We start from the raw sequence: 18,468 nt of genomic DNA on the forward strand, positions 1-18,468 counted from the left end.
GGTTCCCTAGCGGATCAGGTAGATCGTGGCGAAGAGCCCGACCCACACGACGTCGACGAAGTGCCAGTAGTAGGAGACCACGATCGCCGAGGTCGCCTGTGCCGGCGTGAAACGGCCCATCGTCGATCTGATGAGCACGTAGACGAAGGCGACGAGCCCGCCGATGACGTGGAGGGCGTGGAAGCCCGTCGTCAGGTAGAAGACGGAGCCGTACGTGGACGACGAGATCGTCGTCCCGTGGTCCACGACCAGGACGCGGTACTCGTTCGCCTGCGCGAGCACGAAGACCAGGCCCATCGCGAAGGTGATGGTGAACCAGCGCCGGAGGCCGTAGACGTTGCCCTGCTCGGCGGCGAAGACGCCGAACTGGCAGGTGAACGACGACGCCACGAGGATCACCGTGAAGATCGTGGCGTACGGCAGGTTCAGCTCGGTCGGCTCCGGCGGCCACCCGTCGGTGGCCCGGGCTCGCGCGGTGAAGTACATGGCGAACAGGCCGGCGAAGAACATCAGCTCACTGGCGAGCCAGATGATCGTGCCGACGCTGACCATGTTCGGTCGGGTCAGGGAGTGCACCCGCGAGGTGTCGAAGGTGCTGCTCGCCACGGGGGCCGTTGTCACGAGGGTCATCATGGCATCGGCAGGCCCCGGTCACGACTGCGGGTGGCGACGGCGTGGCGCCGATGTGACCAGCTCGATACCGACTCGCAGGTGTTGGCCTGCGGGAACGCCCCTGGGCACTAGTCTCGGGCGGGTGAGTGCCGCCGAGAACTCCGCCGCACCGGCCACCGTGCTGCTCTACAGCCACCGACCCGAGGTGCGGGACGCCGTCCGCACCGCGGTCGGCCGTCGCCCGGCGAGCGACGTCGGCCCGCTCACCTGGGTGGAGTGCTCCACGGCGGCCGAGGTCGTGTCCGCGGTCGACGCCGGCGGCATCGACCTGTGCGTCCTGGACGGCGAGGCCCAGCCGACCGGCGGCATGGCGCTCGCGCGCCAGCTCGAGGTCGAGGTGGCCGACCGGCCCGCGATCTGCCTGCTGATCGCGCGCCAGCCCGACCGGTGGCTGGCGCACTGGTCCCGCGCCGAGGCCACGCTGCCGCTGCCGGTCGACCCGCTCGTGGCCCCCGGTGTGATCGCCGACCTGCTGCGCAGCCCCGCCCGGCGGACGGCCGTGCGCCCGTGACGCGGGTGCCCGCCGTCGCTCCCACCTGGCCCGGACTGCTCAACCGCCTGCTCGCGGGGGAGGACCTCACCGCCGAGGACACCCGCTGGGCGATGCGCGAGATCATGACCGGGGAGGCGACCCCGGCGCAGGTGGCCGGGTTCGCCGTGGCCCTGCGTGCCAAGGGGGAGTCGGCCCAGGAGGTCGCCGGGCTCGCCACCGAGATGGTGGCGCAGGCGACGGCGGTGGAGCTGCCGCTGGACTGCGTCGACATCGTGGGCACCGGTGGCGACGGCGCGCACACCGTCAACATCTCGACGATGGCGGCGGTGGTGACGGCGGCGGCGGGCGCGCCGGTGGCCAAGCACGGCAACCGCGCCGCGTCGTCGTCGTCCGGGGCGGCGGACGTGCTCGAGGCCCTCGGTGTGGTCATCGACCTGCCGGCCGAGGCCGTGGCGCGCTGCGTGCGGGAGGCCGGCATCGGGTTCTTCTTCGCGCCGGTCTTCCACCCCGGCTACCGCCACACGGCGGCGGCCCGGCGGGAGATGGGCATCGCGACGGTCTTCAACTTCCTCGGCCCGCTGACCAACCCGGCGCGACCGGTGGCCGCGGCGATCGGCTGCGCCAACGCGCGCATGGCGCCGGTCCTCGCCGAGGTCCTGGCGGTGCGCGGCACCCGGGCCCTGGTCTTCCGCGGGGACGACGGGCTCGACGAGCTGACGACGGCCACCACGTCCGCGGTGTGGGTCGTGCGGGACGGGCGCGTGGTGGCCGACCGGGTCGATCCGTCCGCGCTCGGCATCGGGACCCCGGGTCCGGACGCGCTGCGCGGGGGCGACGCGCGGGCCAACGCCGACGTGTTCCGCCGGGTCGTGGACGGGGAGCGCGGTCCGGTCCGCGATGCGGTGCTGCTGAACGCGGCCGCGGCGCTGGCTGCCTTCGCCGAGCGGGACGTGCGGCTGCACGACGCCCTGGCCGCTGGGCTGCAGCGGGCCGCGGCGGCCGTCGACGACGGGCGCGCTGCCGCGCTGCTCGACCGCTGGGTCGAGGTCAGCCAGGCGGCGCGCAGCCGCTAGTCGGCGCTCTCGAAGCCGATGGAGAAGGCGGCCTCGAGGTCGTGCTTGGAGTAGGCCCGGAACGCGATGTGCGTCTCGGTCTCCAGCACGCCGGGCACCTTGTTGATGCGGCCGGCGACGACCTCGGCGATCTGCTCGAACTCCCGCACCCGGACGATCGCGATCAGGTCGACCTCGCCGGCGGTGGAGTAGACCTCGCTGACGCCGTCGAGGTCGGCGATCGCGCCGGCCACCTCGGGGATCGAGTCCGTGGCGGCGTCGATCATGACGATGGCGGTGATCACGCCGGGGATGCTATCCGCTCCGGCCGGGCGCGGGTCCCCAGCGAGCGGCCGTCGGCGAAGGGGTCGCGCCCGGCGCGACCGGCCTCGACCTGGCCCAGGAAGCCGCTGTAGGCACCGGTCCCCGGCGCGGGGCTGGCCAGGGTCCCCGTGAGCTCGACCAGCCGGGTGCCGGGCTTCTCCAGCCAGCGCAGCACGAGCTCGGTCTCGTCGACCGACGTCGTCGCGGCGCCGTCGGTGCCCGGCAGCGTCTCCGCCGTCGCGAGGAGGCCGGGGAGGACGCGGCGGACGGTCGAGCCGCTCGGCGCGGTGCCGGCGGCGACCAGCCGGCCGTACCGGACCACCGAGAGCTCCCAGCCGCCCGACCCGTCGGGCCGGGCGAGCACCAGCTCGGGCACCGCGGCCAGGGACTCCAGGCGCTGACGGCGGCGGACGGCCCGCACCAGCACCGCCATCCGGTCGCGCAGCACGGCGGCGTCCTCGTAGCGCTCCTCGGCGGCCAGGCGCTCCACCCGGTGCAGCAGCGGCGCCATGAGGGGCCGCGGGTCGGAGGTGACGGCCGCGGCGAAGACCGCGGCGACGTCGGCGTACTCGTCGACCGACTGGGCGCCGGTGCACGGGGCGCCGCACCGGCCCATGCCCGCGAGGGCGCACGCGCTGCCGGGCGTGCGCGGGGAGATCCGGACGGTGCACTGGCGCAGGGGGAGGACCTCGTGGACGGCCGCGACGGCGGCGTCGGCGGCCCGGCGGTCGGGGAAGGGGCCGAGGAACACCCCGGCGTCGGGCCGGACGCGCCGCACCACGGAGAGCCGGGGGAAGGGCTCCTCGGTGAGCCGCACCCACAGCGTGCGCTCGGGGAAGCGGGACCGCCGGTTGTACCGGGGCTTGTGCTCGGCGATCAGCCGGAGCTCCCGAACGGCCGCCTCGAGGGCGTGGGCGCAGGAGACGGTGTCGATCCGCTGGGCCAGCCGGACCATCTCGGTGATCCGGCTGCGCTGCTCGCTGGAGGAGAAGTAGCTCCGGACCCGGCTGCGCAGATCGGTGGACGTGCCGACGTAGAGCGGCTCGTCGCGCGGGCCGCGGAAGAGGTAGACGCCCGGCCCGTGGGGGACGCCGTCGGCCAGGTGCCGCTTCCGCCGCCGCTCGGGGTCGATCTGGCGGGTGAGCCCGGTCAGCTCCTCGAGGGTCGTGATGCCCAGGGGGCCGAGCCGCTCGAACAGGCCGTGCAGCACGTCGACGGTGGCCCGCGCGTCGTCGAGGGCCCGGTGGGTGGGGGAGGTGGTCGCGGAGAAGTACGGCGCGAGGGTGCCGAGCTTGCAGTTGGGCACCTCGTCGCGGCTGAGCAGCCGGCGGGCCAGGACCGCGGTGTCGACCGATGCCGGTCCCGGCCACGGGATGCCCGACCCCGCGCAGGCGGCCTTGAGGAAGCCGAGGTCGAACGGGGCGTTGTGGGCGACCATGACCGTGCCGCGCGCGAACTCCAGGAAGGCCGGCAGGACGGCGTCGATGCGGGGCGCGGTCGCGACCATCGTCGACGTGATGCCGGTCAGCACGCTGATGTAGGGCGGGATCTCGTGACCGGGGTCGACCAGCGTCTGGAACTCCCCGAGGACCTGGCCGCCGCGGACCTTCACGGCCCCGATCTCGGTGATCGCGCTGTCCTTGGGCGAGCCGCCGGTCGTCTCCAGGTCGACCACGACGAAGGTGACCTGGGACAGCTGCGTCCCGAGCTCCGCGATCGAGACCTGCTGGTAGCCCGCAGCGGGAGAGGAGGGTGGCACGCGGCGGACGCTAGGTCGGGGTGCTGACAGTCCGGGGGACGCGCGCCGGGCCCGGCGTCCCCCGTCCAGGGGGTCGGAGCCGCTCGCGGGGGCTCCCGCCTGGCACTCCTGGCGCGGGCAGGACACCATTCGTGCTGGTGACGGTCGCGCAGGGGGCGACCGTCCGGTCGTGAAGGTGGCCCGATGCCCGCGCGTTCCCGGTCGCGCCCGTCCGTCCCGCCGGCCCGGCGTGCCGTGCTGGCCGCGGTGGCCTCCCTGGCGGTCGCCCTGGCGGTCGCGCCGGCGACGGCGTCGGCAGCTCCCAGCGACCAGCCCGGTGGCACCTCGGGCGTGCTCGACAGCCGTGACCTGGACCGGCTGCAGGACAAGGCCGCGGAGGTGCAGGACGACCTGCGCGCGCAGCAGGACGAGGTCGTGGCCGCCCGCGAGGAGCTGGCCGAGGCGCAGCGGGCCGTCGAGGAGGCGCGCGCGGTCCTCGCGGCCAAGCAGGGCGAGCTGTCGGTCCACCAGCAGGCGGTGGCCGGGTACGCCGCCGCCGTCTACCGCGACGGCGGGGGGCTGTCGCGGCTGACCGTGCTCCTCGGCAGCGGCGACCCCGGCGACGTCCTGTCCGCCATGGGCTTCCTGGACGCCGTCGACTCGCACGCGGCGCAGGTCATCACGGTGGCCGAGACCTACCGCAGGGCCGCGCTGGACGAGCAGCAGCGGGCCCAGGCCGTCCTGGACCGGGCCGCGGCGCGGGCCGACGAGGTGAGCGCCCGCGTCGCCGAGCTGGAGGCGGCGGCCGACGCCGTCACCGCGGAGCTGGACGAGGCGCTCGACGTGGTCGACGGGCAGCTGGCGCAGCTGCAGGCCGAGCAGGTCGACGTCAACGAGCGGACGGCGGCCAACTGGCGCGCCTACGTCGACCAGCTCGCCGCGGCGGGTCTCGCCGCGACGCCCGCCGCCGCGCTGCGCACCCCGGAGCGGGGGCTGCCCGGCGCCCTGGTGCCGGTCGCCGCGAGCGGCGGCGGTGCCCAGGCGGGTGCTGCCCAGCAGCCCGCCCAGCCGAGCTCGGTCCTCGTGCTGCCCGCGGAGACGCTGACCGCGGTCAGCGGGGCCATGGAGGCCCTCGGGAAGCCGTACGCCCCCGGCACGGCCGGTCCGGACTCGTGGGACTGCGGCTCGCTGGTGCAGTCGGTCTACGGACGGGCCGGCGTCCCCCTGCCGGGCACGCAGGGGGAGCTGTTCGCCACGACCGCGCCGGTGGCCCCGGCCGACGTGCTGCCCGGTGACCTGGTCTTCCTGGGCACCCCGGAGTCCGGGCTCGGGCACGTGGGCATCGCCCTGGACCCCCGCACGATGCTGGCCGCCGACGGACGGGCCGGCGCGGTGGTGGTGCGGACGCTGCCGGGTGACCAGGTGCTGGGCATCGGCCGCCCGAGCCTGCCCGCCCGGGCCGCCGTCGCCGTGCCGGAGCCGGCCGAGGGCGCGCTGCGCGTGGAGTGCGGCAACACCGTCTACCCCCCGAGCTACGACGGCGCGCGTGCCTGGGGCGGGTACCCGAACGGCCTCATCCCGCCCAGCGCGATGTGCCCGCTGGGAGCGGCCGGGCACACCCTCCGTTGCGACGCCGCCGCCGCCTACCGCGCGATGTCGCAGGCCTACGCCGCCGCCTTCGGCGGTCCCCTCTGCATCACCGACTCCTACCGCACGTACGGCAGCCAGGTGCGGCTGTACGGGCAGAAGCCGGCGCTGGCCGCCGTCCCGGGCACCAGCAACCACGGCTGGGGTCTGGCCGTCGACCTGTGCGGCGGCATCGAGCGGTTCGGGACGCCGCAGTACGCCTGGATGGTCGCCAACGCCGGCCGGTTCGGCTACCTGCACCCGACCTGGGCCGATCCCGGGAACGGCCGCGAGGAGCCCTGGCACTGGGAGTACGCCGGCACCTGAGCCGGGGCCGGACGCTCCGTCCGGATCCGGAATTGTCGGTGGCCCCTCCTACCGTGCGGAACGACTCACGGAGGAGAAGAAGCGATGCTGATCGACTGCGACACCTGCACCGCCCGGGGTACCGGCTGCGCCGACTGCGTGGTCACCGTCCTGCTCGGTGCGCCCCCGGGATGGCAGGGGGTCGACCCGGTGGTGGTCCCGATGACCGGGCGCCCGCGCGTCGGCCCGGCGGAGATCACGGCCGGGACCCCGATCGAGGCCGCCGCGGAGGACGTCGTCGTCCCCCCGCCCGGTGTGGTCGTGGAGTTCGACGACGTGGAACGGCGTGCGGTGCGGGCGCTGGCCGAGTGCGGGCTGGTGCCGCCCCTGCGGCACCGCGACGGGTCCGGCGAGACCCCTCGTGACCGCCGGATCGGCTGATCCGGCGCATACACGCGGGAGCCCTTAGCACGGCGCAGGCGCGCCTGAGCAGCCGGGATGTGCATCACACGAAAATCTCTGCCCCCGTTTGTCACATCCGGATCACGGTCGTAGGGTCGTCGCCGTTCGGTCGAGCGGTCGTCACCCGCAGAGGGGTGACCTCGACCAGACACCGCCGAATCACGGACGGCGCGCAGCACCGGCGCCCGAGTGAACCGGGGACCCACCGCAGTCCTGGGGTGAGTTCCTCCGCGGCCGGCTCGCCGGTCCGGGGGATAGGGCCAGTCTTCCCAGCCCGAACCCGTCAGCTAACTCGGTAGGCGGTTGCAGAGGAAGAAACGGAGAGCCGCCGCTCGTGGCGACCCCTCACGCACTGACGCACGCCCGTGGACAGCTCCACACCGATCGCCTGGCCGGCTCCGCTCGTGGACGCCGCTTCGGGCCGCTGCGCACGAGCCTGCTGGTCGGCGCCACCGCCGCCCTGACGCTGACCGTCCTCCCCGGCACCGCCACCGCCGTCCCGGGTGACGCGACCACCGCCGACCAGGCCGCCGCCCGGGTCGCCGACGCCGAGCACCGGCTCGAGGTCGTCGCCGAGCAGCTCAACGAGGCGCGCGTGCTGCTCGCCGGCCACCAGGACGCGGCCCGCGCCGCCGAGGAGGCCGCCGACGAGGCCCAGCGCCGTCTCGACGCCCTCGACGGGCAGATCCGCCAGCTGGCCCGCAGCGCCTACACCGGCAGCGCCACCTCGCACTTCGACGTGCTGCTGACCAGCAACTCCGCCCAGGACCTGGTGTCCCAGATGGGCACGCTCGACGCCATCGCCGGCTACACCAACGAGGTGCTCGCCGAGGTCTCGGTCGTGGCCGAGGGCGCCGAGCAGTCTCGCGAGTCCGCCGACCGCGCCGCCGCCGAGGCCCAGGAGCAGGTCGACGAGATCGCCGACCAGCAGAAGGAGCTCGAGGGGCAGATCGCCGAGTTCCAGCGCCAGTACGACGCGCTCAGCGCACCGCAGCAGGCGGTCGTGGCGCAGGCGCACGGCGGCGGCGAGGCCCTGCCCGCGCCCAGCGGCGTGGTCGCCTCCAGCGCCGCGGCGCAGAAGGCGGTCGACACGGCGCTGGCCCAGGTCGGCGACCCCTACGTCTGGGGCGCCGGCGGACCGAACGCCTTCGACTGCTCGGGCCTGACCTCCTACGCGTACGCGGCGGCCGGTGTGAGCCTGCCGCACTCGAGCAAGAGCCAGGCGGGCATGGGGCAGGCGGTGCCGGCGAACGCGCTCCAGCCGGGTGACCTGCTGTTCTTCTACTCACCGACCAGCCACGTCGCCATGTACATCGGCAACGGCCAGATGGTGCACGCCTCGACCTCCAGCCAGCCGGTCAAGGTGGCCAGCTTCAACGCGATGAAGGGCGACTTCACGCACGCCCGCCGCATCGCCGGCTGACAGCTGATCGCACCGCCCGAAGGGCCGGCGCCTCCTCCGGGGGGCGCCGGCCCTTCGGCGTCGCGGGGTCCGGGGACGCCGCCTCCTAGGATCGCCGCGTGAGCACGGGAGCACGACCGGCCGCTCGCGTCGCGCTCGTGGTGGCGGCCGCGCTCGGGATCGCCGCGCTGGTCGTCGTCGCCGTCCGCACCCCGTGGGTCGTGCTGCCGGAGCCGCCCGGTGGGTCCACCGAACCCGATCCCGCGGCCGGGCTCTCCGCCGCCCAGCTCGACCGTGCCGAGGCGTTCGCCGCGGCCCTGCGGCCGGCGTCCCTGCTGTCGCTGCTGCTGGGCCTGGCGGTGTCGGCGCTGCTGGGCCTCACCCGGCTCGGCAGCGGCCTGCTGCGCGCCGCCGGCGACCGGGTCGGCGGGCGCTGGTGGGCGCAGGTCCTGCTGGGCGTCCCGGCGCTGATCCTCGTCGGGCGGCTGGTGACCCTTCCGGTCTCCGCCTACGCCGAGGTGGTCCGCCACCGGTTCGGGCTCTCCACGCGCAGCTGGGGGCTCTGGCTGCGCGACGTCGTCGTCTCGGTGGCCATCAGCGCCGCGCTGACCGCGCTGGTGGTGCTGGCGGTGCTCTGGCTGATCCGGCGCGCCCCGCGCACCTGGTGGGCGTGGTCGGGCGTGGCCGCCGTCGGGCTGGTGTTCGTGGGGTCGTTCCTCTACCCGGTGGTCATCGAGCCGGCGTTCAACCGGTTCGAGCCGCTGCCCGCCGGCGAGCTGCGCAGCGACCTGCTCGCGCTGGCCGAGGAGAACGGCACGCCGGTGCGCGACGTCCTCGTCTCGGACGCCTCGCGGCGCACGACGGCGCTCAACGCGTACGTGTCCGGCTTCGGCTCCACCAGGCGGGTCGTGGTCTACGACACGCTCCTCGACCGGCTGCCCGACGACGAGATCGAGTCCATCGTCGCCCACGAGCTCGGGCACGTGGCCAACGACGACGTGCTCACCGGCACGCTGATGGGTGCGCTCGGCGCCGGGGCGGCCACCGCCCTCGCCGGCTGGCTGCTGTCCTGGGGGCCGCTGCTCCGGCGGGCCGGCGCCGACTCCCCGGGCGATCCGCGGGTCGTCCCGCTGATGCTCTTCCTCGTGACCGTCGGGGGGCTGCTGGGGACCCCCGTGCAGAACGTCGTCTCCCGGCAGATCGAGGCGCGGGCCGACGTGCACGCCCTCGACCTGACGCGCGACCCGGAGGCCTTCATCGCCATGCAGCGGCGTCTGGCCTCGACCAACCTCGGCGACCCCGACCCGCCCGCTGCCTGGCACTGGTTCTTCGGCAGCCATCCGACCGTCGCGCAGCGGATCGCCATGGCGGAGGACTGGCAGCGCCTGGAGGACCAGCGGTGAGCCGCACGCTGGTGGTCACCAACGACTTCCCGCCGCGGCAGGGCGGGATCCAGACGTTCGTCGCCGCGCTCCTGGAACGCCGTCCGCCGGAGTCCCTGGTCGTGCTGGCGTCGGACTCCCCGGGGTCGGCCGAGCACGACGCCGCGCTGCCCTACCCGGTCGTCCGGCGCCCCACCGGGATGCTGCTGCCCACCCGCGCCACCGCCCGGGCCGCCGTGGACCTGGCTCGGCGGCACGGCTGCGACACCGCGTTCTTCGGCGCCGCGGCGCCCTTGGGGCTGCTCGCGCCGACGCTCCGGGCCGCCGGCGTGCGGCACCTGGTGGGCGCCACCCACGGTCACGAGACCGGCTGGGTGGCCCTTCCCGGCAGCCGGCAGGTGATGCAGCGGATCGCGGGCGGGCTCGACGTGCTCACCTACATCAGCGAGTACACCCGGGACCGCCTCGCCCCGGCGCTGGCCGGCCGCACCCGGCTGGCCCAGCTCTCACCCGGGGTGGACGTCGAGCGGTTCACCCCTGACGTCGACGGCACCGGAGTGCGGCGCCGGTGGGGCCTGGGCGACGCCCCGGTCGTCGTCTGCGTCTCCCGGCTGGTGGCACGCAAGGGCCAGGACGTGCTGGTGCACGCCTGGCCGCGCGTGCTCGCCCGGCACCCCGGGGCCCGGCTGCTCCTGGTCGGTGGCGGACCGGACGAGCGGGCGCTGCGCCGCGCGGTGGCCTCCCGGTCACTGGAGGACTCGGTGGTCCTGACCGGCGCCGTGCCGCACGACGAGCTGCCGGCGCACTACGCGGCCGGCGACGTCTTCGCCATGCCCTGCCGGACCCGCCGCGGGGGACTGGACGTCGAGGGCCTCGGCATGGTGTTCCTCGAGGCGGCGGCCACCGGGCGCCCGGTCGTGGCCGGGACCTCCGGCGGGGCACCGGAGGCGGTGCAGGACGGCGTCACGGGCCTCGTGGTGGACCCGCGGTCGGCCGAGGCGGTGGCGGTGGCGCTGTCAGGGCTGCTCGACGACCCGGCGCGGGCCCGGGCGATGGGGACGGCGGGGCGGGCCTGGGTGGAGGAGCGGTGGTCCTGGGCCTCGATCGCCGCCACCTTCGCCGAGCTGCTCGAGAAGCACTGAGCCCCGCCCCGCGGATCGCGGGACGGGGCTCGGTGGTGGTGGGTCAGCGCGTGTAGAGCTTCTCCACCTCGGAGCCGAACTCCTTCATGACGACGTTGCGCTTGAGCTTGAGGCTCGGGGTCAGCATCCCGTTGTCCTCGGTGAAGTCCGTGGCCAGGATCGTGTACTTCTTGATCGCCTCGGCCTGCGAGACCGCCTTGTTGGCGTCCTTGACCGCGGACTCGATCTCGGCCTTCACGTCGGGGTCCTCGCGCAGCTGCTCGGCGGTCAGGCTCTTGTCCTTGCCCTTGCCCTCCAGCCACTGCGGGAGGGCCTCCTCGTCGAGGGTGATCAGCGCGCCGATGAAGGGCTTCTGGTCACCGACCACGATGCACTGGCTGACCAGCCGGTGGGCGCGGAGCCGGTCCTCGAGGACGGCCGGGGCGACGTTCTTGCCGCCGGCGGTCACCAGGATCTCCTTCTTGCGGCCGGTGATCTTCAGGAAGCCGTCCTTGTCCAGCTCGCCGATGTCACCGGTGTGGAAGAAGCCCTCCGAGTCGATCGCCTCCTTGGTGGCGTCCTCGTTCTTCCAGTAGCCGCGCATGACGATGCCGCCCTTGATGAGCACCTCGCCGTCCTCGCCGATCCGGAACTCCACGCCGGGCAGCGGGCGACCGACGGTGCCGATGCGCAGCGCCTCGTCGTGGTTGACCGACGCGGCGGCGGTGGTCTCGGTCAGGCCGTAGCCCTCGAAGACGGTCACGCCGATGCCGCGGTAGAAGTGGCCCAGCCGCTCGCCGAGCGGCGCCCCACCGGAGATGGCACCGAGGCACCGGCCGCCCAGCGCGGCGCGGAGCTTGCCGTAGACCAGCTTGTCGAACAGCGCGTGCTGGACCTTCAGGCCCAGCCCGGCACCGCCGGTGTCCTGGGCGCGGGACCAGTCGATGGCCACCTGGGCGGCCTTGTCGAAGATCTTGCCCTTGCCGTCGCCCTCGGCCTTGGCCTTCGCCTGGTTGAAGACCTTCTCGAACACGCGGGGGACGGCGAGGACGAAGGTCGGCTTGAACTCGCCGAGGTCCTCGACCAGGTTCTTCACGTCCGGCGTGTGCCCGATGATCGTGCGGTTCTTGACCGCGCCGACCTGCAGGACGCGGGCCAGGACGTGCGCGAGCGGGATGAACAGCAGCAGCGAGCCCTGCACGCTCATGAAGCGGTCGAGCAGCGTGATGCCGTTGCCGATCTCGAACAGGAAGTTGCCGTGCGTCAGCTCGCAGCCCTTGGGCCGGCCGGTGGTGCCGCTGGTGTAGATCAGCGTCGCGAGGCTCTCGGCGTTCAGCGTGGCCCGGCGGGCGTCGAGCTCGCTGTCGGGGACGTCGGCGCCGGCCGCGGTCAGCTGCTCGAGGGCACCGTCCTCGATGACGTGCACGGTCTTGAGGTCCGGCGCCTGGTCGCGCACGGAGGCGATCGCCTCGGCGTGCTCGTCGCGCTCGACGACGGCGGCGGTCGCGCCGGAGTCGGACAGGATCCAGGCGACCTGGTCGGCGCTGGAGGTCTCGTAGATCGGGACGACGACGCCGCCCGCGGTCCAGATGGCGAAGTCGAGGACGGTCCACTCGTACCGCGTCTTCGCCTGCAGCGCCACGCGGTCGCCGGCGGCCACGCCGGAGGCGATCAGCCCCTTGGCGGCGCCGCGCACCTCCTCGCCGAACTGCTTCCACGTGACGTCGGTCCACCGCCCGTCCACCTGGCGGCGCAGGCCCACCTCGCCGCCGTGGTCGGCGACGTTGGCGGTGAGCATGTCGGTCAGGGCCTCGTCGGCCCCCACTTCGTAGGTCGCTGGAACGCTGAACTCGCGCACGCCCGGTCCTCTCCTCCCCGGCCGTCGCCGGGCACCGTCGCCCGCGACCCCACCTGGGGACGTCGGCGTCAATCTAGCGGCTCTTCCTACCGGGGAGTAGCCGAGGCCACAGTCCGGACTCCCGGGTCCGCCGCGAGCGGCTAGCCTGCTGCCATGGCGGACCAGTCCACCCAGTCGATCGTCGTCGAGGCGCCTGCGGCCCAGGTCATGGCCGTGATCGCCGATTTCCCCGCCTATCCGCAGTGGGTGGCCGCCGCCAAGAAGGTGGAGGTCACCGAGACCGGGGACGACGGCCGTGCCCGCCGCGTCCACTTCGTGCTGGACGCCGGTGCGGTCAAGGACGACTACGTCCTCGAGTACACCTGGGACGGCGACCGCCGCGTCTCCTGGACCCTCGTGACGGGCCAGATGCAGCGCCGCCAGGAGGGCTCGTACACCCTCAACGAGAGCGACGGGCGCACCGAGGTCACCTACGCGATCACCATCGACCTCTCCATCCCGATGCTCGGGATGATCAAGCGCAAGGCGGAGAAGGTCATCCTCGACACCGCGCTCAAGGAGCTCAAGAAGCGCGTCGAGAGCTGAGCGGCGTGCGCACCCTGCTCGTCACCGGTCCCGGCGGGGCCGGCACCTCGACGGTGGCCGCCGCCGCCGCGCTCCGGGCCGCCCGGTCGGGCCGGGACACGCTGCTGCTCGCCCGCGGCACACCGCCGGTGGCGGGTCTGGACGACGAGCCGCACCTCGCCGTCCGCCCGGTCGGCGGTCCGCGGGCGGTCGGGGAGCTGTGGGCGGCGCACGCGCGGACGCTGTCCGGGCTCCTCCCGCACCTGACGCTGCCCCCGGCCACCTCCGTCGTGCCGCTGCCCGGCGCCGGCGACCTGGCGATGCTGGCGGCCCTGGGCTCCGCCGACGCCGACCTCGTGGTGGTCGACGCCGGACCGCTCGCGGACGGGCTCGCCCTGGCCGCGCTCCCGGGGACGCTGCGCTGGTGGCTGGACCAGCTGCTGCCGCCCTCGGTCCGCGCCCTCGCCGCGGTCCGGACGGCGGGCGTCTCGGCCGGCACCGTGCGCCCGGGCCCCGTCGACGCGGTCATCGGCGCACTGCCGGCCCTGGAAGGCCTGCTGCGCGGCGACCGGCTGGCCGACGCGTCCGGGACGGCGGTCTGGCTGACCGGCGAGGCCCGGGGCCCGGCCGCCGCCGCGCTGCGCCGCGCGACCACGGTGCTCGGCCTGCACGGGCTGGATCCCGCCGCCGTCGTCGTCCGGGCGCTGCCCGCCGGAGGACCGGAGGACTGGTGGCGGGACCGCGCCGCCGCGCAGGAGGCGGCGCTCCGCGCGCTGGCCGAGCTGGCTCCCGTGCACGCGGTGCGGGAGACGCCGGAGGGGCCCGCCGACGCAGCGGCTGCGCTCGCGCTGCTCGACGGGCTGGACCTGCCGTCCTCCGGAGGACCGGCCGCGCCCGCCCCGCGACGGGTCGAGGGTGGCTGGGAGCTGTCGGTGCCGCTGCCCTTCGCCGAGCGCGGCGCGATCGCCCTGACCCGGTGGGGCGATGACCTCGTGGTCGGCGTAGGGGAGGATCGGCGCTCGCTGCGGCTGGACTCGCTGCTGCGCCGGTGCGAGGTGACCGGGGGGCGGCTCGCCGACCCCGGCACCGCCACCGCGCGGCTCGTGGTCAGCTTCCGCCCGGATCCGCAGCAGTGGCCGGCCGACCTCCTGGCGGCCGAGGGGAGGACCTCATGACCAGCGGTGCCGACTGGGTCGACCAGGCCCGCCGCCTGCTCGACGCCGTCCGCGGCCCCGAGAACGCCTCCGGCGCCGGGGCGGACGGGCACGCGCCCGACTGCTCGTGGTGCCCGGTGTGCCAGGCCGCGTCCGTGCTCCGCGGCGAGCGGCCGGAGGTCACCGAGGCCGTCGCCGACCTCCTGACGACGGCAGCGGCCGCCCTGCGCGCCTTCGCGGCCGACGCGGGCGCCTCCCGGCCGCGGGCGACCGAGGAGCCGAGCGCGCCGGCCGAGGAGCCCGAGGTGCAGCGGATCGACATCGCGTGACCGACGACGTGGGGAGCCTGCCCGCGCTCGGGATCGACATCGGTGGCACCAAGGTGGCCGGCGGCCTGGTCGCCCCCGACGGCACCATCCTCGCGACGGCCCGCCGCGCGACGCCGGGCGCATCGGTCACCGACACCGAGGACGCCATCGCCGCGGTCGTGGAGGAGCTGGCCGCCGGGCACGACGGCGAGCTCGTGGGCGTCGGGGTCGGCGCCGCCGGGTGGTTCGACCGCACCGGCGACACGGTGCTGTTCAGCCCGCACCTGGCGTGGCGCAACTCGACCCTGCGCAAGGACCTCGGCGCCCGGCTGCAGCGCCCGCTGTGGGTGGGCAACGACGCCGACGCGGCCGCCTGGGCCGAGTACCGCTACGGGGCGGCCCGGGGCTCCGACCTCGCCCTGATGATCACCCTCGGGACCGGCATCGGCGGCGGGATCGTCCTCGACGGCCGGTTGCGCCGCGGCTCGCACGGGGTGGCGGGGGAGTGGGGGCACATGCGCGTCGTCCCCGACGGCCGGCTGTGCGCCTGCGGCAACCGGGGGTGCTGGGAGCAGTACGCCAGCGGGACCGCGCTCGGGCAGACCGCCCGCGAGGTGGCCCGCACCTCGCCCGCCGCCGCGGCGCTGCTGCTGGAGCGCGTGGACTGCGAGCCCGACCGGCTGACCGGCGAGCACGTGGCCCGCGCCGCCTACGACGGCGACCCGCTGGCCCTGGAGCTGGTGACCGAGGTCGGCTACTGGCTCGGGCAGGGCATCGCCGACCTCGCCGCCGTGCTCGACCCCGAGGTCGTGGTGATCGGCGGTGGCGTCAGCGTGCTCGGCGAGATGGTGCTGCGGCCGGCGCGCGAGCGGCTGGACCGCGCCCTCCCCGGTCGCGGGTTCCGGCCCGGCCCGCGCGTGGTCGCGGCGGCGCTCGGCGCGCAGGCCGGCATCGTCGGTGCGGCCGACCTGGTGCGCAAGGCCGTGGCCGAGGGCGAGGCCTGAGGGTCGAGCAGCAGCCCTCAGACGACGGCGCCGTCGTCCCCGTCGTCGGAGCGGTCGCGCATCCGCGCCACGAGCATCGCGACCCCGCCGGCCACCACGGCGACGCCGAGCACCAGGCCGACGTCGGCGGACAGCCCCAGCACCGACGGGACGCCGATGAGCAGCACGCCGGCGGCCACGAGCAGCAGGGCGTAGAGGGCGGCCGGGGCCGGGACGGGGAGCGGCGGCGGGGTCGGCGGCTCGTAGTGCTCGTCGGGGCGGTCCAGGACCGGGACCTCGTGCGGGACCGGCGGAGGAGCATCCGAGGGCTGCTCGCCGACGACGGTGCGGCCGTGCTCGGCCTCGAACGCGGCCACGATCCGCTGCCACTCGGCGTCCTCGTCCACCTCGCGGCGGGGCGCCCGGGCCACCGGTCGAGGCGAGGCCGGGTGCTCGTCGGCGTGCTGGTCGACCACCCCGCGGGCCTCCTCGCGGCGCGAACGGTCGACGAAGAGCCGGTCCGAGGGCGGGCTGGGGAGCGAGACCTCGCGGGTGTAGGGGCCGACGTCGGCCGACGGCTCGAGGTAGGCGGCGATGCCGACCGCCTCCAGGACGTCGAGCAGGTGCTCACCGACCCGCGGGTCGACGTCGCGCAGGGGGAACCACAGCGTCGCGTCGAGGCCGTTGTCGCGGCGGCCCCGTCCCCGTCGATCGGTCACCGGTGCTCGGCCGGCCGCGTGTCGGGCTCGCCCGCCCGGACGTGCGCCCGGATCCACTCCGCCGAGCGGGAGAAGATCAGCGGAGCGTCGTTGTCCAGGGTCGCCACGTGGTAGCTGTCGTGGAGGACGACCTCCTCGGTGTCCGTGCTGCCGATCCCGGCCAGCAGGATCGTGCTGTTGACCGGCTCGACCACGTGGTCCACCGCGCTGTGGAAGACGATCACCGGGGCGGTCACCCGGCCGAGGTCGGCGCGGGTGAGGGCCCACAGGCCGCGCAGCTGCATCATCGCCCGCGTGGGCAGCTTGGGGTAGGCCAGCTCGGTGACACCGGCCTTCTTGATGTCGCTGGCGATCGGCGCCCAGCTGCCGGTGAGCCGGGCGATCAGCGGCAGGAGCTTGGCGTCGAGGCGCTGGGTGAGCAGCGCGGGGTTCACCAGCAGCAGCCCGGCGACGTCGTCGGGGCGGACCTGGGCCAGCCGGGTGGCGAGCGTGCCGCCCATCGAGAGGCCGGCCACGAAGACGCGGTCGCAGCGGGCGGCGAGGGCGTCGAAGGCGCGCTCCACCGTGGCGGTCCACTGGTCGTGCGTGCTGGCGTTGCAGTCCTGCCAGCGGGTGCCGTGCCCCGGCAGCAGCGGGCAGCTGACGGCGAAGCCCTCCGCGGCCAGGGCCTCGCCCCAGGGACGCATGCTCATCGGGGTGCCGGTGAAGCCGTGGACGAGCAGCACCCCGGTGCGTCCGTCGGGGCCGTCCCCGCCGGGGAACTCGAACGCCTCGGCGCCTGGCATGACCTCGGGGGTGGGGGTCGTTCCGGGCACGGTTCTCCTCCTCGGCGTCCGGCGGGACGCCGGGGTGTCAGGTACGTCACGGTGGGGACCGGATTGTGATCCGGGACCCAGGCTCCCTAGTCTGGCAGTCCCCGAGGGAGGCGTGTTGTTCTACTGGTTCCTCAAGTTCGTCGCGATCGGCCCGCCGGCGCGGGTCGTCTTCCGCCCCACGGCCGAAGGCGTCGAGAACGTGCCCGCGACGGGCGCGGCGATCCTCGCGAGCAACCACCTGTCGGCTGCCGACTGGGTGTTCATGCCCATGCAGCTCAAGCGGCGGGTCACGTTCCTGGCCAAGGCCGAGTACTTCACCGGCACGGGGGTGAAGGGCTTCCTGCAGCGGGCGTTCTTCACCGGCGCCGGCCAGGTCCCGATCGACCGCTCCAGCGCCTCGGCGGCCGAGAACGCCATCCAGACCGGCATCCGCACCCTGCGCGACGGCAAGCTCCTGGGCATCTACCCGGAGGGCACCCGCTCGCCCGACGGCCGGCTCTACCGCGGCAAGATCGGCGTGGCCCGGATGGCGCTGGAGACCGGCGTCCCCGTCGTCCCGGTCGCCATGGTCTACAGCTCCCGCAAGCTGCCCTTCGGCAAGAAGCTCACCCGGGTGCGCGTCCGCTTCGGGCAGCCGCTGGACTTCTCCCGCTACGAGGGCCTGGCCGGTGACCGCTTCGTCGAGCGGTCGATCACCGACGAGATCATGTACGAGATCATGACGCTGTCGGGCCAGGAGTACGTCGACGTCTACGGCGCCACGGTGAAGAAGTCGATGGACGCCACCGGCGCCAGCGCGAACGAGGCCATCGCGACCCTGCAGCCGCCGGCCGCCGAGGCCGCCGACCGCGCTCCCACGTCGCTCGCGGGCTAGCGGCCCGCGCGCAGCAGGGCGGGGCGGTCGCCCACGAGGCCGCGGAGCACGTCGCGCAGCAGGTCGAGCAGCTCGGGGCGGGTCGTCGTCGGCTCGTGCACCCACTGGCCCACGAGGTCCTCGGTGAAGGCGAACCAGGCGAGGACCAGCTGCCGTCGCAGGGCGTCGTCGGGCAGCTCCAGCGCCGCCAGCGCGACCTCGACCAGCCGGCGACGCGTGTCGGCGTAGACCTCCGACACCCACGGGTCGCCGCCCGCCGCACCGCGCACGAACGCCAGGTGGGACTCGCGGAAGGTCTCCACCCAGCCCACGTACCGGTCGAGCATCCCGGTGACCTGCTCCTCCGGCGGGGTGCCCGGAGCCGGGAGCAGGTGCTCCCACAGGAGGTCGGCCGCCGCCCGCGTGACGGCGGTGTAGTACTCGCGCTTGTTCGCGAAGTAGTGGAACAGCAGGCTCCGGCTGATCCCGGCGCGGCGGGCGACCTCGTCGATCGTGAGCTCCTGGACCGGGGTCGTCGGCAGCAGCTCGAGCCCGATCTGCACGAGCTGCGCCCGGCGGTCGCCCGCCGTGCGCCGCTCGCGCGGGTGCGCGGGACGGGACGACGCCGTCACGGTG

The 18,468-nt window shown here is 74.9% G+C and carries 19 protein-coding genes and 1 riboswitch; of the genes, 12 read left to right on the forward strand and 7 right to left on the reverse strand.

The genetic code is table 11. From position 1 onward, the window contains the following. Nucleotides 1-6 precede the first annotated feature (6 nt). A complete protein-coding gene (locus tag DQ244_RS13795; RefSeq protein WP_199580400.1) occupies nt 7-630 on the reverse strand; it encodes a heme-copper oxidase subunit III in 624 nt (207 codons plus the stop codon). 124 nt (nt 631-754) lie between these two features. On the opposite strand from DQ244_RS13795, the gene DQ244_RS13800 reads away from it, so the two are divergent. Both DQ244_RS13800 and trpD read left to right on the forward strand, forming a co-directional pair. Further along, the gene (locus tag DQ244_RS13800; RefSeq protein ID WP_113812080.1) at nt 755-1,183 is read left to right on the forward strand and encodes a hypothetical protein; all 429 of its coding nucleotides are present in this window, start codon (nt 755-757) and stop codon (nt 1,181-1,183) included. A gap of 5 nt (nt 1,184-1,188) precedes the next feature. Further along, complete coding sequence (trpD, locus tag DQ244_RS13805) at nt 1,189-2,238, forward strand: anthranilate phosphoribosyltransferase (RefSeq protein ID WP_233491395.1); 1,050 nt, start codon at nt 1,189-1,191, stop codon at nt 2,236-2,238. Here the strand turns inward: trpD and DQ244_RS13810 are convergent. Both DQ244_RS13810 and DQ244_RS13815 read right to left on the reverse strand, forming a co-directional pair. Then, nucleotides 2,235-2,522 (reverse strand): Lrp/AsnC family transcriptional regulator, encoded by a 288-nt coding sequence (locus tag DQ244_RS13810; RefSeq protein ID WP_113812082.1) that lies wholly within the window; start codon nt 2,520-2,522, stop codon nt 2,235-2,237. The genes trpD and DQ244_RS13810 overlap by 4 nt on opposite strands. Further along, a complete protein-coding gene (locus DQ244_RS13815; protein WP_113812083.1) occupies nt 2,519-4,300 on the reverse strand; it encodes a DEDD exonuclease domain-containing protein in 1,782 nt (593 codons plus the stop codon). The genes DQ244_RS13810 and DQ244_RS13815 overlap by 4 nt, the downstream gene beginning before the upstream one ends. Before the next feature lie 183 nt (nt 4,301-4,483). Between DQ244_RS13815 and DQ244_RS13820 the strand changes: the two genes are divergently transcribed. The 5 genes from DQ244_RS13820 (at nt 4,484) to DQ244_RS13840 (ending at nt 10,599) form a co-directional block, all read left to right on the forward strand. After that, complete coding sequence (locus DQ244_RS13820; protein WP_113812084.1) at nt 4,484-6,232, forward strand: D-alanyl-D-alanine carboxypeptidase family protein; 1,749 nt, start codon at nt 4,484-4,486, stop codon at nt 6,230-6,232. An 84-nt stretch (nt 6,233-6,316) separates the two neighbouring features. Next, entirely contained in the window at nt 6,317-6,652 is a 336-nt protein-coding gene (locus DQ244_RS13825) for a hypothetical protein (protein ID WP_113812085.1), read from the forward strand. Between the two features lie 163 nt (nt 6,653-6,815). After that, nucleotides 6,816-6,991, forward strand: a riboswitch (cyclic di-AMP (ydaO/yuaA leader). 16 nt (nt 6,992-7,007) lie between these two features. Next, entirely contained in the window at nt 7,008-8,096 is a 1,089-nt protein-coding gene (locus tag DQ244_RS20095; RefSeq protein WP_113812086.1) for a C40 family peptidase, read from the forward strand. A 98-nt stretch (nt 8,097-8,194) separates the two neighbouring features. Beyond that, complete coding sequence (locus DQ244_RS13835) at nt 8,195-9,478, forward strand: M48 family metallopeptidase (RefSeq protein WP_113812087.1); 1,284 nt, start codon at nt 8,195-8,197, stop codon at nt 9,476-9,478. Beyond that, entirely contained in the window at nt 9,475-10,599 is a 1,125-nt protein-coding gene (locus tag DQ244_RS13840) for a glycosyltransferase family 4 protein (RefSeq protein ID WP_113812088.1), read from the forward strand. The genes DQ244_RS13835 and DQ244_RS13840 overlap by 4 nt, the downstream gene beginning before the upstream one ends. Nucleotides 10,600-10,642: 43 nt before the next feature. Here DQ244_RS13840 and DQ244_RS13845 read toward each other — a convergent pair whose 3' ends face one another. Beyond that, complete coding sequence (locus DQ244_RS13845) at nt 10,643-12,436, reverse strand: long-chain fatty acid--CoA ligase (protein WP_113812089.1); 1,794 nt, start codon at nt 12,434-12,436, stop codon at nt 10,643-10,645. 153 nt (nt 12,437-12,589) lie between these two features. Between DQ244_RS13845 and DQ244_RS13850 the strand changes: the two genes are divergently transcribed. The 4 genes from DQ244_RS13850 to DQ244_RS13865 are packed head-to-tail and all read left to right on the forward strand — an operon-like array spanning nt 12,590 to nt 15,466. Then, on the forward strand, nt 12,590-13,021 hold the full coding sequence (locus tag DQ244_RS13850) for an SRPBCC family protein (RefSeq protein ID WP_113812090.1): 432 nt from the start codon (nt 12,590-12,592) through the stop codon (nt 13,019-13,021). A 5-nt stretch (nt 13,022-13,026) separates the two neighbouring features. Continuing rightward, entirely contained in the window at nt 13,027-14,175 is a 1,149-nt protein-coding gene (locus DQ244_RS13855) for an ion transporter (RefSeq protein WP_113812091.1), read from the forward strand. Continuing rightward, complete coding sequence (locus DQ244_RS13860) at nt 14,172-14,483, forward strand: hypothetical protein (protein ID WP_113812092.1); 312 nt, start codon at nt 14,172-14,174, stop codon at nt 14,481-14,483. The genes DQ244_RS13855 and DQ244_RS13860 overlap by 4 nt, the downstream gene beginning before the upstream one ends. Then, the gene (locus tag DQ244_RS13865; RefSeq protein ID WP_113812093.1) at nt 14,480-15,466 is read left to right on the forward strand and encodes an ROK family glucokinase; all 987 of its coding nucleotides are present in this window, start codon (nt 14,480-14,482) and stop codon (nt 15,464-15,466) included. The genes DQ244_RS13860 and DQ244_RS13865 overlap by 4 nt, the downstream gene beginning before the upstream one ends. A gap of 17 nt (nt 15,467-15,483) precedes the next feature. On the opposite strand, the gene DQ244_RS13870 is transcribed toward DQ244_RS13865, so the two are convergent. Together DQ244_RS13870 and DQ244_RS13875 are read right to left on the reverse strand one after the other, a co-directional pair. Further along, complete coding sequence (locus DQ244_RS13870) at nt 15,484-16,164, reverse strand: hypothetical protein (RefSeq protein ID WP_113812094.1); 681 nt, start codon at nt 16,162-16,164, stop codon at nt 15,484-15,486. Continuing rightward, nucleotides 16,161-16,979 carry a carboxylesterase gene (locus DQ244_RS13875; protein WP_113812095.1) on the reverse strand — a complete coding sequence of 273 codons (819 nt, stop codon included), beginning with the start codon at nt 16,977-16,979 and terminating at the stop codon, nt 16,161-16,163. Before DQ244_RS13875 ends, DQ244_RS13870 begins: the two co-directional genes overlap by 4 nt. A gap of 112 nt (nt 16,980-17,091) precedes the next feature. Between DQ244_RS13875 and DQ244_RS13880 the strand changes: the two genes are divergently transcribed. Beyond that, nucleotides 17,092-17,853: a 1-acyl-sn-glycerol-3-phosphate acyltransferase gene (locus DQ244_RS13880; RefSeq protein WP_233491397.1), complete on the forward strand. Its 762-nt coding sequence runs from the start codon at nt 17,092-17,094 to the stop codon at nt 17,851-17,853. Here the strand turns inward: DQ244_RS13880 and DQ244_RS13885 are convergent. Continuing rightward, complete coding sequence (locus DQ244_RS13885) at nt 17,850-18,464, reverse strand: TetR/AcrR family transcriptional regulator (protein ID WP_113812096.1); 615 nt, start codon at nt 18,462-18,464, stop codon at nt 17,850-17,852. The genes DQ244_RS13880 and DQ244_RS13885 overlap by 4 nt on opposite strands. Nucleotides 18,465-18,468: the final 4 nt, after the last annotated feature.

This window comes from Blastococcus sp. TBT05-19 (assembly GCF_003319095.1).
Classification (GTDB): Bacteria; Actinomycetota; Actinomycetes; order Mycobacteriales; family Geodermatophilaceae; genus Blastococcus.